Raw genomic sequence first — 14,035 nt, 5'->3', positions numbered from 1 at the left:
GCGGTCAACGACCCTGGCGTCACTTTCGGCGGAGCCGCTACCAACACGCCGCGGTCAGACGACCACCACCATCTTCCCGCCGGCGGCACCTGACTCCATCACTTCGTGTGCTTCGCGGATCTGATCGAACGTGAACACCCGCGACGGCGCGGCGTCCAGCACGCCGTCGGCGACCTGGCGGGCGATGTCGCTCAACGGCACGTCGGACAGCGGGAACCCAGGTGAACCGAACACGAAGCTGCCGAAGAACGTCAGATTGACGCCACTGGCCATCTGCAACAGCGGGTTGAAATCGGGGATCGGGTCGAGCCCGCCCAGCCACCCCGCCAGGCATGCGGTCCCGCCCCGGCGCAACATGTCCAGGGAGTCGAGGATGGTGCTGTTGCCGACCAGGTCCAGTACTGCGTCCACGGTGCCGGATTCGGCGATGTGCGCGCTCAGATCGGGCACCTCCTGTTCGGCGCGAGTAACACCGAGACTTTCCAGCAGTGCGAATCGTTGGGGACTGCGGGTGGTCGCGATGACGCGCGCCCCCGCGTTGACCGCGAGCTTGACCGCGGCTTGGCCGAACGACGAGGTGGCGCCGCGGATCACCACGGTCTGGCCGGGCTGCAGGTCGATGTTGCGGAACAGGCAGGTCCACGCCGTCGCATAGGTCTCAGGCAGGGCTGCCAGTTGGTCCCACGGCAAGTCGGCGTCGATCAGTGCGACGTTATCGGCCCGGACGCGGGTGTACTCGGCGTAGCTGCCGTTGATGGTGCGGCCCAGTCCACCCATGAGTGCAGCAATTTTGGCGCCCACAGGGAATTCGCCGCCGGGACACGAGTCGACGATGCCGACGCATTCGATGCCGCTGACCTCCGCGGCCTCGGCCCATTCACCTCGGCGCATGTGCATCTCGGCGTGATTGATGCCGAAGGCCTTGATCTGGATGACCACCTCGCCGGCTTTGGGCTCGGGTTTGGGGATGTCGGTGTAGACGAGGTGGTCGAGCCCGCCGAAGCCGTCGAGAACGATGGCGCGCATGGTGCTCATGATTGTTCCTCCAGAATGTGGCTGAGTTGTACGAGGTCTGTTGCGACGACGGTGGGTTGGGGCACGTTCGGTGCTCGCAGCACACCGTTACCGGGACGGGTGATGAGTGCTCCGCTGAATCCGGCGGCCTGGGCGCCCAGGGTGTCCCACATGTGGGCGGCCACCATCATGCAGTCCGAGGGCGCCACCCCCAGACGTTCGGCGACGCCGGTGTACAGCACCGGCGACGGCTTGAAAGCGCGATGCTCGTCGACGCTGAACTGGTGCTCGAAGTAACTGCCCAAGCCCGCCCGTTCCAGCGGCGTCGGCCCGTCTCGATGTGGTGAGTTGGTAAGTGTGACAAGGCGAAAACCGTTTGCCAGAAGCCGCTGCAAGCCTGTTGCGACGTCGGTGTGTGCCGGCATGGCGCGCATGCCGTCGGCGAGGGCGGTCAGATCGTCCGCGGTGAGATCCACGTGGCGGACATCGGCGGTCATCCGCAGCGCAGCCTGACCGAGCGTGAAGAAATCGGTGTACCGCCCGGACAGTGTGATGGCCATGGAGTACATCACCAGCTGGTTGAACCATTCGCGAAGGACCTGAGGGTCGCCGAACATTCGCTCGAAATACGGTTGCAGGGAATCGATGTCGATGAGCGTCTCGTTGACGTCGAACACCAGCACCCCGGGCCGCATCAGGCGACCCGGCGTTGCAGGAATCCGTCGATCAGGCCCGCGACTTCGTCGACATGGGTTTCCAGCAGGAAGTGCCCGCCGGCGAGCAGATGGATCTCGGCGTCGACCGCGTCCTTGGCGAAGGCGCGCGCCCCGTCGGGCCCGAAGATCGGGTCGCCCTCGCCCCACACGGCAAGCACGGGAACCTCACTGCTGCGTAGGTACTCGTGCAGCGCGGGATACAACGGGGCGTTGGTGGCGTAGTCCCGGAACAGCTTGAGCTGCACCAGATCGTTGTCGGGCCGCGACACCATCGCGGCGTCGTGCACCCAGGTGTCGGGGTTGACCAGGCTTTCGTCCGAAACCCCGGTCAGGTACTGCCATTTGATGCCGTCGATGCTCAACGCGGTCCGCACCCCGGCCTCGGTTTCGGGGGTCTGCTCGCGCTGGTAGGCCCACACCCCGGACCAGAAGCTCTCGACGAAACCTTCGTCGTAGCCGTTGCCGTTCTGGCTGACGATCGCGGTGATGGCTTCCGGGTGCCGCAGGGCCAGTCGCCAGCCGATCGGTGCGCCGTAGTCCTGGACGTAGATCGCGTAGCGGGACACCCCGAGTTGGTTGAGCAGGCCGTCGGTGAGGTCGGCCAGGGCGTCGAAGGTGTAGTCGAAGTCGGTGACCGCGGGCGCATCGGAGTGGCCGTAGCCCAGGTGGTCGGGGGCGATGACGTGGTAACGCTCGGCCAACCGTGGGATCAGGTCACGGAACATGTACGAACTCGTCGGGAAACCGTGCAGCAGCACGATCGTCGGTGCGTCGGGTGCTCCGGCCTCGCGGTAGAACAGCCGCTGCCCGTCGACGGTGGCGTAGCGATGGTGAACGGTCATGTCTAACTCCTTTAACTAGTTTTAGTGGTTAGTGACATCTAACGCCCGACGGCATAACCTGTCAATAGCTATTTGGGGGTTAGATATGAAGCTCATGGAGGTAGGCCTGACGGACGAGTCGCTGCTGCTCGATCTCCTCAACACCACGCCGGTGGTGGAGGGAATGCAATACGACGTGCTGAAGAGAAATGCCGCCGTGAGGGTCTGGCTGCGTGAGCATCAGGCGGCCGAAGCCGAACTGGCAGAACTGGCCGTAGCGCGGAATCTGCTTCAGGACGTGGTGCGCGGAACCGAGTCGCCGGATGCGCTGACGCCGTACCTGAATGCCGCGGTTCTACGAGCGCACGCGACGGAGAACGGCGTGACCTGGGAACTGGATGTCGACGAGGAAATGCGGGGCGCCGTGCGGGCGGTCCTGGCCTGGGATGCGCTGCGGACCGCGCGTCCGGGGCGGCTGCGCGCGTGCGCGAACCCGGACTGTCGGCTCTTCCTGATGGATCGGAGCAAGCCCAACGCAAAACGCTGGTGCTCGATGACTACCTGCGGAAACCGCATGAAGGCGCGCCGATACCACCGGCGCGCAAGGATTGCGAAGACTGACGAACAGCCCTGATTACACCGGGGGATAGGCCGGCGGCGGGTAAACGCCACGCAAGCCCCAGGCCAGCCACGGGAAGAAGAAGTCGCTCTCGTCGCTGACGTCGTAGTCAGGATTCGGATCCATTCCCGCAGTCTAGACGCAGTACGCGAGGTCGGAACAGGGCCGGGAACGGAAATTGCCTACACTCTTCAACCATCTAGTTGATTGATTTCCCGGGCAAGGTCCCGGCGATGCTGATAGTGAGTGTGCTATGTCATCCGACGCAGAGGGCGGCCGGGGCCGCGGGGGCGCGACTGCCAACGGGACATCCCGCCGCGATGAACTGCTGACCGTTGCGGCGAAACTGTTCGCCGCTCGCGGGTATCACGGCACCCGGATGGACGATGTCGCCGAGGCCGTCGGGCTGAACAAGGCCACGGTCTATCACTACTACTCGAGTAAGTCCCTCATCCTCTACGACATCTACAAGGGCACTGCGGACTTCACCGTCGAGGCGCTCCACGATGACCCGACCGCCTCGGCGCGGGAGACCATCTACAACTTCACCCGGCGGCTGATGGTCGGCATCGCCAACGACCTGGAGCGCGCAGCGGTGTACTTCCAGGAGGGCCCGTATATCGCGGAGTGGTTCACCGAGGAGCAGGTGGCCTACATCCGGCGCGCCGAGACCCAGGTCTACGAGCATGTCCGCGACGTGATCGACCGCGGTATCGCCAGCGGCGAGTTCTACGACTGTGACTCGCACGTGTTGGCACTGGGCTACATCGGCATGACGCTCGGTTCCTACCGATGGCTGCGACCCCACGGCCGACGGAGTGCCCAGGAGATCGCCGTCGAGTTCAGCACGGCGCTGCTGCGCGGGCTGATCCGCGACGAGGGAATCCGCAACGAATCGCCATTGGGCGTCGAGATCGAGGAAAAGGCCTAGAACATGACCGATCTGTTCCGACTGGACGGCAAGGTCGCCGTCGTCACCGGAGGCGGCCGGGGCATCGGCCTGATGATGGCCCGTGGCCTGCTGCAGGCAGGCGCTTCGGTGTACATCTCAAGTCGCAAGGAAGCCGAGCTCAACGCGGCCGTAGACGCGCTGTCCCCGCTCGGCCGGATCTCGGCGGTGCCCGCTGATCTCGGCACCGCCGAAGGGGTCGCCGCACTCACCGCGGCCGTCACCGGACGCGAGGACGCCATCCACGCACTGTTCAACAACGCGGGCGCGGCCTGGGGTGCACCCTACGAGGAGTTCCCGGAGTCGGGATTCGACAAGGTCTACGACGTCAACGTCAAAGGCGTCTTCCTGCTGACCCGCGCGCTCACCCCGTTGCTGAATGCCGCTGCCACCGAAGATGATCCGGCCCGCGTGATCAACACCGGCAGCATCGACGGCATCGTCGCCCCGGGCAAGGGCCGCGACAACTTCTCCTACAGCGCCAGCAAGGCCGCCGTGCACATGCTGACCCGGCACCTCGCCGGTGAACTGGCCCCGAAGATCCTTGTCAACGCGATCGCCCCGGGTCTGTTCGAATCCCGGATGACCAAGGAGATGCTGCGGGCCGGCTCGGAAGAGGTAGGCGCCGTCCTTCCCTTGGGCCGGATCGGACAGCCCGACGACATCGCCGGCATCTCGGTGTTCTTGGCCAGCCGGGCCAGCGCCTACATCACCGGCGCGGTCATCCCGGTCGACGGCGGCGTGAGCACCATCAGGTGATGGGCAGGGTGAACCAGCCCCAGGCCAAGAAGGCGAACACGCCGAGATAGACGATGTCGCCGGCCATGTACAGCCACTCGCTACGACGGAACCTGGTCGTGGCTGCCCCGGCCATGAACAGCGCCAGGCCGCAAGCGGCCACCGGGGTCAGCACCGGTGCGATGTTCAACGCCGCGGGCAGCACCAGGCCGATCGCGCCGACCAGCTTGATGGTCCCGATCACCTTCAGGTGACCGTCACCGAACTCGTCGACCCAGTGCTGGGTGCTGCCCATCGACCGGTACCTCTCCCGCGACATCAGCAGCATCGTGGTCCCGCCTGCGGCGTAGGCCGCCGCGGCGATGATGGTGATGATCCAAAGGGTGGTGTGCATTCCTCGCTCCGTTTCGTGGTTACGTCTGGGCTTCGTAGTTACGTCGGGCACTGCTGACTCGTCACTCTTATGACGGGTCGGCGCGAGGAGAGGTAACTGATGACGCCTGAGGCATCTTTGGCGGAGGCATTCGAAGGGCAGCGGCCCCGACTGCTCGCGGTGGCCCAGCGCGTCCTGGGCTCCCGGGCAGACGCCGAGGACGCCGTGCAGGAAGCATGGCTGCGGCTGTCTCGTCAGGACGCGGCCTCGATCGAGAACGTCGCGGGTTGGCTGACAACGGTGGTGGGCCGCATCTGCATCGACATGTTGCGGTCGCGCACCAGCCGCGGCGAGGTGACGCCCACCGCCGACATTCCCGAATTCGCCGTCACCGAGGACTTGGACACCCGGGAGGACTCCCCGGAGGACGCCGCGGTGCTCGCCGACTCGGTGGGGCTGGCGATGCTCGTCGTGCTGGGGTCGCTGCGTCCGGACGAGCGCCTCGCGTTCGTCCTGCATGACATGTTCGCCGTGCCCTTCGCGGAGATCGCGCAGATCCTGGAGAAGTCGAGCGACGCCGTCAAGATGCTGGCCAGCCGTGCGCGCCGGAAGGTGCAGGACGTGCCGGCGCCCACCGGCGGCCGCCGACGGAAGCAGGAGCAGCGCGCGGTCGTCGACGCCTTCCTGGCCGCCGCGCGTGACGGAGACTTCGATGCCCTGCTTCGCGTGCTGGATCCCGACGTCAGTTGGCAGCGGTACACGGCCACCGGCGTGACCGTCGGGACCGGATCGGACGCGATCGTCGCCGCGGTGCGGCGCGGCCAGGGCACCCGCGTCCTGGCCCGGCGCGTATCGGTCAACGGCGAGCCGGGGATCCTGGCGTGGGGGCCGACCGGTCGTCCGCTCAGCGTGATGGCCTGCGTCGTCGACGGGGGTCGACTGGTGGGGATCGTGTCGATCATCGACCCGGGACGGCTGGCTCGGATGTCACTGCCCGAGCCGCCGTCCGGCGATTAACCTGGCCGCATGAAGTCGACCATCCTCTCGCGGCGCGACCTGGACTTCCTGCTCTACGAGTGGTTGGACGTCGAAAAGCTCACCAAGTTGGACCGGTTCTCCGAGCACTCACGCGAAACGTTCGACGGCGTATTGGATCTGTGCGAGCAACTCGCGACCCGCTACTTCGCGCCGCACAACAAGCTCAGCGATGCGAACGAGCCGACGTTCGACGGGCAGACGGTCACGCTGATCCCCGAGGTGAAAGAGGCCTGGGACGCGTTCGCGGCGGCCGACCTGATCGCCATGGGTTTCGACGATGAGCTCGGCGGTGCGCAACTGCCGGTCACCGTCGCGCAGGCCGCATTCGCCTGGATCGCCGCGGCCAACGTGTCGACATCGGGCTATCTGATGCTCACCATCGCCAACGCGAACCTGCTGGCCCGTTTCGGCTCGGCCGAGCAGATCGAGCGGTTCGTCAAACCCATGCTGGCCGGCCGGTTCTCGGGCACGATGGCGCTGTCGGAGACCCAGGCCGGATCGTCGCTGGCCGACATCACCACGCGCGCCGAACCTCAGCCCGACGGCAGCTATCGGGTGTTCGGGTCGAAGATGTGGATCTCGGGCGCCGAGCATGAGATGACCGAGAACATCGTCAACCTGGTGCTGGCCAAGATTCCCGGCGGGCCGGCCGGAACCAAGGGCATCTCACTGCTCATCGTGCCCAAGTACCTGGACGACGGAAGCCGCAACGGGGTCGCCATCTCCGGGCTGAACCACAAGATGGGGCAGCGCGGTATCACCAACACGGTGCTCAACTTCGACGGTGCGGTCGGCTATCTCGTCGGCGAACCGCACCGCGGGATCGTCTACATGTTCCACATGATGAACGAGGCCCGCCTCGGCGTCGGGATGGGCGCCGTCGCACTCGGGTACACCGGCTACCTGAAGTCGCTGGAGTACGCGCGCGAGCGTCCCCAGGGCAGGCCCCTGGGGATCAAGGATCCGTCGACCCCGCAGGTGCCCATCATCGAGCATGCTGACGTCAAGCGAATGCTGTTGGCGCAGAAGGCTTATGTCGAGGGTGGCCTGGCTCTGGCGCTCTATTGCGCCAAACTCGTAGACAGGGATGCTGCCGGGGACAGTTCTGTCCTCGACATCCTCACCCCGATCGCCAAGAGTTGGCCGTCGCAGTGGTGCGTGGAGGCCAACAATCTGGCGATCCAGGTGCACGGCGGCTACGGCTACACCCGCGAATACGACGTCGAGCAGCACTACCGCGACAATCGGCTGAACCCGATCCACGAGGGCACCCACGGCATCCAGAGCCTGGATCTTTTGGGGCGCAAGGTGACCCAGAACGGCGGGACGGGCCTCGCGGCATTAGGAGAGCGGATCGCAGCGACGGTCGCGGCCGCTTCGGATGCGGCGCCCGAACTGGCCGCACAGCTCGACGCGGCCTGGCAGCGGTTGGTCGCCGTCACCGCTGCCATGTTCGCCTCGGGTGATATCGAAGCCGCGATGGGCAACAGCGCGGTATACCTGGAAGCCTTCGGGCACATCGTCGTCGCCTGGATCTGGCTGGAGCAGTTCCTGGCCGCCGAAGGCCGGACCGGGGATTTCTATGACGGTAAGCGTCAGGCCGCCCGGTACTTCTTCCGTTACGAACTGCCCAGGACCGCACCGCAATTGGATCTGCTGGAGAGCCTGGACCGCACCACGCTCGAGATGCGTGACAACTGGTTCTAGTCGAACTCGATGATCTGCCGCACAGCTCGCCCGTCGGCGAGGGCGTCCATCCCGGTGTTGATCTCATCGAGGGTGATGGTGTCGGACACCAGGGATTCGACCGGTAGCCGACCGGCCCGCCAGAGTTCGACGAAGCGCGGGATGTCGCGTGCCGGCACCGCCGAGCCCAGGTAGCTGCCGATCAGCGACCGGCCTTCGGCGACGAAACCCAACGGCGACACCGAGATCCGGGCGTCCGGGCGGGGTAGGCCGACGGTGATCGTGCGCCCGCCCGGGCCGGTCAGCGCGATCGAGGTTTCCAACGCCGCGGGATGACCGGCAGCTTCGATCACGATGTCGGCCTTGAGGTCGGCGGCCTGCTCGGGGGTATAGGTCTCGTGCACGCCGAGTTCACGGGCCCGGGCCAGTTTGTCGGGCAGCTGATCCACACCGATGACGCGGACGTCGTCGTGGGCCAGCGCGGTCAGGGCCGCAGCCATGCCGACACCGCCCAGTCCGACGACCGCCACGGTCTGGCCCGGCCGCGGCGTGCCCACGTTGAGTACCGCGCCACCCCCGGTCAGGACCGCGCAGCCCAACAACGACGCGACCACAGCCGGGACATCCGAGGGCACCGGCACCACCGAGCGACGGTCCACGACGGCGTAGGTGGCGAAGCCGGACACCCCGAGGTGATGGAACACCGGTCGGCCGTCGCGGGTCAGCCGGATGTCGCCGTTCATCAACGTGCCGGCACCGTTGGCGGCCGATCCCGGTCCGCAGGGGGTCAGGCCGTCGGTGGCGCACGCGGGGCAATCTCCGCAGCGCGGCAGAAAGGTCATCACCACCCGCTGGCCCACCGGCAGATCGGTGTCACCGGCCTCGACTATCCCGGCTGCTTCGTGGCCCAGCAGCATCGGGACCGGTCGTACCCGGTTGCCGTCCACGACCGACAGATCGGAGTGACACAGACCCGCGGCCTCGATACGGACCAGAAGTTCACCTGGGCCGGGCTCGGCGAGTTCGAGGTCGCTCACCCGGATCGGTCGGGACTCGGCGTACGGGCGGTTGAGGCCGATGTGCTCGAGGACGGCGCCGCGGATCTTCATGACCTCCAGCCTGTCAGACTGCCGGAATGACCGACGGAGCTGAATTGACCCCCGAGGACTTCCCGCTGCACTGGCCGGTGCTGACCCGTTGGACCGACAACGACATGTTCGGCCACCTCAACAACGCGGTGTACTACGAGCTCTTCGACACCGCGATCAACGCCTGGATCAACACCAACTGCAACGTCGATCCGGTCACCGCGTCCTGGCTCGGCGTAGTCGCCGAGTCCGGGTGCCGCTACTTCGCGGAGCTGAAGTTCCCGGACCCGCTGGTGGTCGGTCTGGCGGTGGCCCGGTTGGGGAACAGCAGCGTCACCTACCGACTCGGGCTCTTCGAGCCGGACGGGCCGGTCGCGGCGGTCGGCCATTGGGTACATGTCTATGTCGATCGGACCTCACGACGTCCGGTACCGATTCCCGACGTGATCCGCGATCTGTTGCAGTCGATATGCTCGCCGGATGCCACTCGTGAGCAAGACCGTCGAGGTTGATGCCCCTGCCGAGAAGATCATGGCGATCGTCGGCGATTTCGAGGCCTATCCGCAGTGGAACCCCGAGATCAAGGGCTGCTGGATCTTGGCCCGTTACGACGACGGCCGGCCCAGCCAGCTGCGGCTCGACGTCGAGATCCAGGGTCAGTCCGGCGTCTTCATCAACGCTGTCTACTACCCGGCCGAGAACCAGATCTTCACCGTGCTGCAGCAGGGCGACCACTTCACCAAGCAGGAACAGCGCTTCTCCGTCGTTCCTTTGGGGCCGGACAGCACGCTGCTTCAGGTCGATCTCGAGGTCGAGGTCAAGCTGCCGATCCCGGCGATGATGGTCAAGAAGCTCATCGGCGACACGCTGGACCACCTGGCCAACGCACTCGTCACCAGGGTGAAGGAACTGTCCGCCTAGGCCGCACGGTCCGCCGCCGCCGCACGGAGTTCCAGCACGCGATTGCGGATGCGGTACTCGGTGGCTCGCGGCATCTCGGCGGGGCGATAGCGGCCGTGCCTGACCCGGTAGACGCGGCCGTGGCTCATCTCCCAGCGCAGGGCGTCGGAGATCGCCTTCGATGTGCGCCCCGAGGTCGTGAATCCCTGATCCGCGAGGGCATCGACCAGGTCGGCGACCGATTGTGGGCCGCATTGCAGCAGCTGAATGGTGAGCACGTAACGAAGGTTGGTGCCCCGCAGCAGGAGTTTGTCCGCCATGGAGTCACGGTGCCAAGGGGGTCTGACAATCATGCCGGTCCCGGATTTCCGGGGGATATCCGATGTGCCCGACTGTTAGCGACAATCCAGCGACAATCGCCACGGGGGCATCATGCGCCACGGCAACCCGATTTCTGTTACACGCGAGGCTGGTTTGACCTGGAGTGGCGCATGTATTGATCGTTGATGTGACCGCCGATGCTGACGATGTGTGTGAGGCGATTGTCGCTGGATTGTCGCTCGTAGGCGGGCAGGTCGAACACTGGTTTCCCGGGCCGACACGCCGACGCGGACACACAGCCGGCCCGGCTCGGAGTCCTCAGTCCCACATCCCGATCTCGTTCAGCCGCGTGATCAGCCGCTGGGCGGCGTCGGTGAACTGGTTGGCGTTGAGCTCCACCGCGGCCTCCGCATCGCGCCGGCGCAGCGCATCGATCAGGAGCCGGTGGTTCTCGACGGCTTCGGTGCCCCACTTCGGATCGGTCGAGTAGATCAGCGCGGGCAGGTACCGCGCGACATGCAGCAGGAACCAGGCCAGCTTGATCCGGCCGCTGGCGTGGTTGAAGGCCCGGTGGAAGGTGAACTCGGCTGACGAGATCGCCACCGGATCCTGCTCCTTGACCGCCGCGGCGAGGTCGGCGTTGAGCTGCTCCAGCTCGTCGATCTGGGCCGCGGTGATGCGTGCTGTGGCGGTGGCGGCCAGCTTTCGCGCGATGGTGGCCTGCAGCCAGAAGATGTCCTCGACGTCGGCGCGGGTCAGTGGCACCACGACGTGTCCGCGGTTCGGCTCCAACTGCACCATGCCCTCACCGCGGAGCGTGCGCAGCGCCTCCCGCACCGGGGTGATGCTGACTCCGAGTGCCGCCGCGGTCTCGTCGAGCCGGATGAACGTCCCGGGGCGTAGTACGCCGGTCATGATCTCGGCGCGCAGTTGGGCGGCAACCTCGTCGGAAAGTTGCTCGCGCCGCCCTCCGCGACGACGTTGCACGGCCGTTCTGGCAGGTGCATTCACGCGAATCCGGTCGCCTTTCTGGTGGGCTTGTCGCCGAGGCGCCGAGGCCATAGTGTGACCGGGGCAACCCCATGTTTGATCAAATATAAAATTCGTGCAACTCAATACCCATGGAGTACAGATCCGTTGACTGCCGAGCCGTTCCCCACTGAGCAGCCATACCTGGCCCGTCGTCAGAACTGGGCCAACCAACTGACCCGGCATGCCCTGATGCAGCCCGAAAAGACGGCCCTGCGCTTCCTGGGGCACACCACCACGTGGCGCGAGCTCGACCACCGGGTGACCAGGTTGGCCGGCGCCCTGAGCCGGCGCGGGATCGGTTTCGGCGACCGCGTGCTGATCCTGATGCTGAACCGCCCCGAGTTCATCGAGGCGATGCTGGCGGCCAACAAGCTCGGCGCGATCGCAGTGCCGGTGAACTTCCGGATGACCCCGCCCGAGGTGGCGTTCCTGGTCAGCGACTGCGAGGCCCGCGTCATCGTCACCGAGCCCGTGCTCGCCGGAGTCGCCACGGCGGTGCGCGATCTCGATGCCACGCTGTCAACGGTCATCGTGGCCGACGCCCCCACAGAAGAAGGCGTCCTCGGCTACGAGGACCTGATCGCCGAAGACGGCCCGCCCGTCGAACCGGTCGACATCCCCAGCGATGCCCCGGCGCTCATCATGTACACCTCCGGCACCACCGGCCGGCCCAAGGGTGCGGTGCTGACGCACAACAACTTGGTCGGACAGGGCATGACCAACCTCTTCACCACCGGTGTCGACATCAACAACGACGTCGGCTTCATCGGGGTCCCGCTGTTCCACATCGCCGGTGTCGCCGGAAACGTGAACACAGGTCTGACCCTCGGCCTGCCGACGGTCATCTATCCGCTCGGCGCGTTCGACCCGGGTGCGTTGCTCGACGTACTCGCGGCAGAGAAGGTCACCGCGATCTTCCTGGTGCCCGCGCAGTGGCAGGCGGTTTGTGCCGAGCAGAAAGCCAATCCGCGCGACCTGTGCCTGCGGTCGCTGTCGTGGGGTGCTGCGCCGGCGTCGGACACGTTGCTACGCGCAATGGCCGAGACGTTCCCGGGCAGCCAGATCCTCGCTGCGTTCGGGCAGACCGAGATGTCCCCGGTCACCTGCATGTTGTTGGCAGACGACGCAATTCGGAAGCTGGGCTCGGTCGGTCAGGTGATCCCCACCGTTTCGGCCCGCATCGTGGACGAGAACATGAACGACGTCCCGGTCGGCGACGTCGGTGAGATCGTCTACCGCGCCCCGACTTTGATGGCGGGCTACTGGAACAACCCGAAGGCCACCGCCGAGGCGTTCGCCGGCGGCTGGTTCCACTCGGGCGATCTGGTGCGCCAGGATGCGGAGGGCTACATCTGGGTTGTCGACCGCAAGAAGGACATGATCATCTCCGGCGGCGAGAACATCTACTGCGCCGAGGTCGAGAACGTTCTGGCCGGGCACCCCGCCATCACCGAGGTCGCGGTGATCGGGCGCCACGACGAGAAGTGGGGCGAAGTTCCGGTTGCGGTGGTTGCTTTGAGTCGAGGCGATGCACTGAACCTCGGGGATCTCGACGGCTTCCTCACCGAGCGCCTGGCGCGCTACAAGCACCCGAAGGCGATCGAGATCGTCGACGCTTTGCCCCGCAACCCGTCGGGCAAGGTACTCAAGACCGAACTCCGGGAGCGGTTCGGTTCTCCGATCAACGTCCAGTAGCGGTTGACGTTTACGAAAGTAACTCCGCGTCAACGGGTTTCTGCAGGTCGCGGGGAAAGTTTGCTGTCTTTGCACGCCCTTGTTAACGGTTGATGGCACAATCCACCCGATGCAGTGCACGGCCCGGTTTCCATCGGGTACAGTCCGGTGGTCTCAATTACTACTCGCGAGTAGGGAGAGACGGATCACACAAGCTGACAGGCGACGAGGAGGGGGCGTGCGACACGTCCAGGGGGCGCACCGGTGACGGCGCCCGCCGACGGGCTCGTCGGCTACGTACGTGGTCAATTGGAGAAGCCGCTGGCTATGGTCGGTGGCTTCTTCAAGATGACTGTGCTCACTGGAAAGGCCTTTCTCACACGGCCTTTCCAGTGGAAGGAATTCGTGCTTCAGAGCTGGTTCCTGATCCGCGTGGCATTCCTGCCAACGCTCGCGGTGTCGATCCCGCTGACCGTGCTCATCATCTTCACCCTCAACATCCTGTTGGCGGAGTTCGGTGCAGCCGATGTTTCAGGCGCGGGCGCGGCCCTCGGCGCGGTGACGCAGCTCGGTCCGCTGGTGACCGTGCTCGTGGTGGCCGGCGCCGGGTCGACCGCAATTTGCGCAGACCTCGGAGCCCGCACCGTGCGTGAAGAAATCGACGCGCTCGAGGTGCTCGGCATCGACCCGATCGAGCGGCTGGTCGTCCCGCGCGTGGTGGCCTCCACATTCGTCGCTTTCATGCTCAACGGTGCGGTCATCACCATCGGCCTCATCGGTGGCTTCTTCTTCGGCGTGTACGTCCAGAACGTGTCCGCCGGTGCGTACGTGTCCACCCTGACCCTGCTCACCGGATTCCCCGAGGTGATGATCTCGGTCATCAAGGCAACCTTGTTCGGCCTGATCGCCGGACTCGTCGGCTGCTACCGGGGCCTGACGGTGGCCGGTGGCTCCAAGGGCGTCGGTACCGCGGTGAACGAGACCCTGGTGTTGTGCGTGGTGGCATTGTTCGCAGTCAACGTCGTGCTCACCACCATCGGTGTGCGGTTCGGGACAGGGCACTGAC

17 protein-coding genes are annotated in these 14,035 nt (G+C 65.8%); 9 read left to right on the top strand and 8 right to left on the bottom strand.

Annotation, left to right across the window (positions count from 1 at the left end):
• Window positions 1-54 precede the first annotated feature (54 nt).
• Genes AC4ELS_RS18915 through AC4ELS_RS18905 form a run of 3 tightly spaced genes read right to left on the bottom strand, consistent with a single transcriptional unit; the run spans window position 55 to window position 2,572 of the window.
• Window positions 55-1,035, bottom strand: a complete 981-nt coding sequence (locus AC4ELS_RS18915) for a zinc-binding alcohol dehydrogenase family protein (RefSeq protein WP_463791596.1) — start codon at window positions 1,033-1,035, stop codon at window positions 55-57.
• Window positions 1,032-1,709, bottom strand: a complete 678-nt coding sequence (locus AC4ELS_RS18910) for a haloacid dehalogenase type II (RefSeq protein WP_498884594.1) — start codon at window positions 1,707-1,709, stop codon at window positions 1,032-1,034. The genes AC4ELS_RS18915 and AC4ELS_RS18910 overlap by 4 nt, the downstream gene beginning before the upstream one ends.
• The gene (locus tag AC4ELS_RS18905) at window positions 1,709-2,572 is read right to left on the bottom strand and encodes an alpha/beta fold hydrolase (RefSeq protein ID WP_448444275.1); all 864 of its coding nucleotides are present in this window, start codon (window positions 2,570-2,572) and stop codon (window positions 1,709-1,711) included. The genes AC4ELS_RS18910 and AC4ELS_RS18905 overlap by 1 nt, the downstream gene beginning before the upstream one ends.
• A gap of 85 nt (window positions 2,573-2,657) precedes the next feature.
• Here AC4ELS_RS18905 and AC4ELS_RS18900 point away from each other — a divergent pair, with 85 nt between their 5' ends.
• Complete coding sequence (locus tag AC4ELS_RS18900; protein ID WP_463806981.1) at window positions 2,658-3,185, top strand: CGNR zinc finger domain-containing protein; 528 nt, start codon at window positions 2,658-2,660, stop codon at window positions 3,183-3,185.
• On the opposite strand, the gene AC4ELS_RS18895 is transcribed toward AC4ELS_RS18900, so the two are convergent.
• Window positions 3,186-3,296: a hypothetical protein gene (locus AC4ELS_RS18895; protein WP_088305440.1), complete on the bottom strand. Its 111-nt coding sequence runs from the start codon at window positions 3,294-3,296 to the stop codon at window positions 3,186-3,188.
• 127 nt (window positions 3,297-3,423) lie between these two features.
• On the opposite strand from AC4ELS_RS18895, the gene AC4ELS_RS18890 reads away from it, so the two are divergent.
• Both AC4ELS_RS18890 and AC4ELS_RS18885 read left to right on the top strand, forming a co-directional pair.
• Window positions 3,424-4,101 carry a TetR/AcrR family transcriptional regulator gene (locus AC4ELS_RS18890; RefSeq protein WP_064878534.1) on the top strand — a complete coding sequence of 226 codons (678 nt, stop codon included), beginning with the start codon at window positions 3,424-3,426 and terminating at the stop codon, window positions 4,099-4,101.
• A 3-nt stretch (window positions 4,102-4,104) separates the two neighbouring features.
• Complete coding sequence (locus tag AC4ELS_RS18885; RefSeq protein WP_064878532.1) at window positions 4,105-4,878, top strand: SDR family oxidoreductase; 774 nt, start codon at window positions 4,105-4,107, stop codon at window positions 4,876-4,878.
• On the opposite strand, the gene AC4ELS_RS18880 is transcribed toward AC4ELS_RS18885, so the two are convergent.
• The gene (locus AC4ELS_RS18880) at window positions 4,871-5,251 is read right to left on the bottom strand and encodes a DoxX family protein (protein ID WP_448444270.1); all 381 of its coding nucleotides are present in this window, start codon (window positions 5,249-5,251) and stop codon (window positions 4,871-4,873) included. The genes AC4ELS_RS18885 and AC4ELS_RS18880 overlap by 8 nt on opposite strands.
• A 99-nt stretch (window positions 5,252-5,350) precedes the next feature.
• On the opposite strand from AC4ELS_RS18880, the gene AC4ELS_RS18875 reads away from it, so the two are divergent.
• Together AC4ELS_RS18875 and AC4ELS_RS18870 are read left to right on the top strand one after the other, a co-directional pair.
• The gene (locus tag AC4ELS_RS18875; RefSeq protein ID WP_064878528.1) at window positions 5,351-6,247 is read left to right on the top strand and encodes a sigma-70 family RNA polymerase sigma factor; all 897 of its coding nucleotides are present in this window, start codon (window positions 5,351-5,353) and stop codon (window positions 6,245-6,247) included.
• A 9-nt stretch (window positions 6,248-6,256) separates the two neighbouring features.
• Window positions 6,257-7,975 carry an acyl-CoA dehydrogenase gene (locus tag AC4ELS_RS18870; protein ID WP_064878526.1) on the top strand — a complete coding sequence of 573 codons (1,719 nt, stop codon included), beginning with the start codon at window positions 6,257-6,259 and terminating at the stop codon, window positions 7,973-7,975.
• Here AC4ELS_RS18870 and AC4ELS_RS18865 read toward each other — a convergent pair.
• Window positions 7,972-9,063: an alcohol dehydrogenase catalytic domain-containing protein gene (locus AC4ELS_RS18865; protein ID WP_064878524.1), complete on the bottom strand. Its 1,092-nt coding sequence runs from the start codon at window positions 9,061-9,063 to the stop codon at window positions 7,972-7,974. The two genes, AC4ELS_RS18870 and AC4ELS_RS18865, sit on opposite strands and share 4 nt — an antisense overlap.
• 26 nt (window positions 9,064-9,089) lie before the next feature.
• Between AC4ELS_RS18865 and AC4ELS_RS18860 the strand changes: the two genes are divergently transcribed.
• Together AC4ELS_RS18860 and AC4ELS_RS18855 are read left to right on the top strand one after the other, a co-directional pair.
• Window positions 9,090-9,554, top strand: a complete 465-nt coding sequence (locus AC4ELS_RS18860; RefSeq protein ID WP_064878522.1) for an acyl-CoA thioesterase — start codon at window positions 9,090-9,092, stop codon at window positions 9,552-9,554.
• On the top strand, window positions 9,523-9,963 hold the full coding sequence (locus AC4ELS_RS18855; RefSeq protein ID WP_064878520.1) for an SRPBCC family protein: 441 nt from the start codon (window positions 9,523-9,525) through the stop codon (window positions 9,961-9,963). Before AC4ELS_RS18860 ends, AC4ELS_RS18855 begins: the two co-directional genes overlap by 32 nt.
• Here the strand turns inward: AC4ELS_RS18855 and AC4ELS_RS18850 are convergent.
• Together AC4ELS_RS18850 and AC4ELS_RS18845 are read right to left on the bottom strand one after the other, a co-directional pair.
• Window positions 9,960-10,262, bottom strand: a complete 303-nt coding sequence (locus tag AC4ELS_RS18850) for a hypothetical protein (protein WP_499048591.1) — start codon at window positions 10,260-10,262, stop codon at window positions 9,960-9,962. The genes AC4ELS_RS18855 and AC4ELS_RS18850 overlap by 4 nt on opposite strands.
• A gap of 319 nt (window positions 10,263-10,581) precedes the next feature.
• Window positions 10,582-11,274 (bottom strand): GntR family transcriptional regulator, encoded by a 693-nt coding sequence (locus AC4ELS_RS18845; RefSeq protein ID WP_498884588.1) that lies wholly within the window; start codon window positions 11,272-11,274, stop codon window positions 10,582-10,584.
• A gap of 126 nt (window positions 11,275-11,400) precedes the next feature.
• Between AC4ELS_RS18845 and fadD5 the strand changes: the two genes are divergently transcribed.
• Both fadD5 and AC4ELS_RS18835 read left to right on the top strand, forming a co-directional pair.
• The gene (fadD5, locus tag AC4ELS_RS18840; protein ID WP_448444262.1) at window positions 11,401-12,990 is read left to right on the top strand and encodes a fatty-acid--CoA ligase FadD5; all 1,590 of its coding nucleotides are present in this window, start codon (window positions 11,401-11,403) and stop codon (window positions 12,988-12,990) included.
• Window positions 12,991-13,296: 306 nt separating this feature from the next.
• Window positions 13,297-14,034: an MlaE family ABC transporter permease gene (locus AC4ELS_RS18835; protein ID WP_165610635.1), complete on the top strand. Its 738-nt coding sequence runs from the start codon at window positions 13,297-13,299 to the stop codon at window positions 14,032-14,034.
• Window position 14,035 lies beyond the last annotated feature (1 nt).

Source organism: Mycobacterium shunyiense, assembly GCF_058270035.1.
Note: the sequence above shows the minus strand (reverse complement) of the source record. Positions and strands in the feature narration are given on the sequence as shown.

Coding starts and splice junctions, on each gene's coding strand:
- AC4ELS_RS18915 (WP_463791596.1), bottom strand. CDS start 1,035: ATGAGCACCATGCGCGCCATCGTTCTCGACGGCTTCGGCGGGCTCGAC.
- AC4ELS_RS18910 (WP_498884594.1), bottom strand. CDS start 1,709: ATGCGGCCCGGGGTGCTGGTGTTCGACGTCAACGAGACGCTCATCGAC.
- AC4ELS_RS18905 (WP_448444275.1), bottom strand. CDS start 2,572: ATGACCGTTCACCATCGCTACGCCACCGTCGACGGGCAGCGGCTGTTC.
- AC4ELS_RS18900 (WP_463806981.1), top strand. CDS start 2,658: ATGAAGCTCATGGAGGTAGGCCTGACGGACGAGTCGCTGCTGCTCGAT.
- AC4ELS_RS18895 (WP_088305440.1), bottom strand. CDS start 3,296: ATGGATCCGAATCCTGACTACGACGTCAGCGACGAGAGCGACTTCTTC.
- AC4ELS_RS18890 (WP_064878534.1), top strand. CDS start 3,424: ATGTCATCCGACGCAGAGGGCGGCCGGGGCCGCGGGGGCGCGACTGCC.
- AC4ELS_RS18885 (WP_064878532.1), top strand. CDS start 4,105: ATGACCGATCTGTTCCGACTGGACGGCAAGGTCGCCGTCGTCACCGGA.
- AC4ELS_RS18880 (WP_448444270.1), bottom strand. CDS start 5,251: ATGCACACCACCCTTTGGATCATCACCATCATCGCCGCGGCGGCCTAC.
- AC4ELS_RS18875 (WP_064878528.1), top strand. CDS start 5,351: ATGACGCCTGAGGCATCTTTGGCGGAGGCATTCGAAGGGCAGCGGCCC.
- AC4ELS_RS18870 (WP_064878526.1), top strand. CDS start 6,257: ATGAAGTCGACCATCCTCTCGCGGCGCGACCTGGACTTCCTGCTCTAC.
- AC4ELS_RS18865 (WP_064878524.1), bottom strand. CDS start 9,063: ATGAAGATCCGCGGCGCCGTCCTCGAGCACATCGGCCTCAACCGCCCG.
- AC4ELS_RS18860 (WP_064878522.1), top strand. CDS start 9,090: ATGACCGACGGAGCTGAATTGACCCCCGAGGACTTCCCGCTGCACTGG.
- AC4ELS_RS18855 (WP_064878520.1), top strand. CDS start 9,523: ATGCCACTCGTGAGCAAGACCGTCGAGGTTGATGCCCCTGCCGAGAAG.
- AC4ELS_RS18850 (WP_499048591.1), bottom strand. CDS start 10,262: ATGGCGGACAAACTCCTGCTGCGGGGCACCAACCTTCGTTACGTGCTC.
- AC4ELS_RS18835 (WP_165610635.1), top strand. CDS start 13,297: ATGGTCGGTGGCTTCTTCAAGATGACTGTGCTCACTGGAAAGGCCTTT.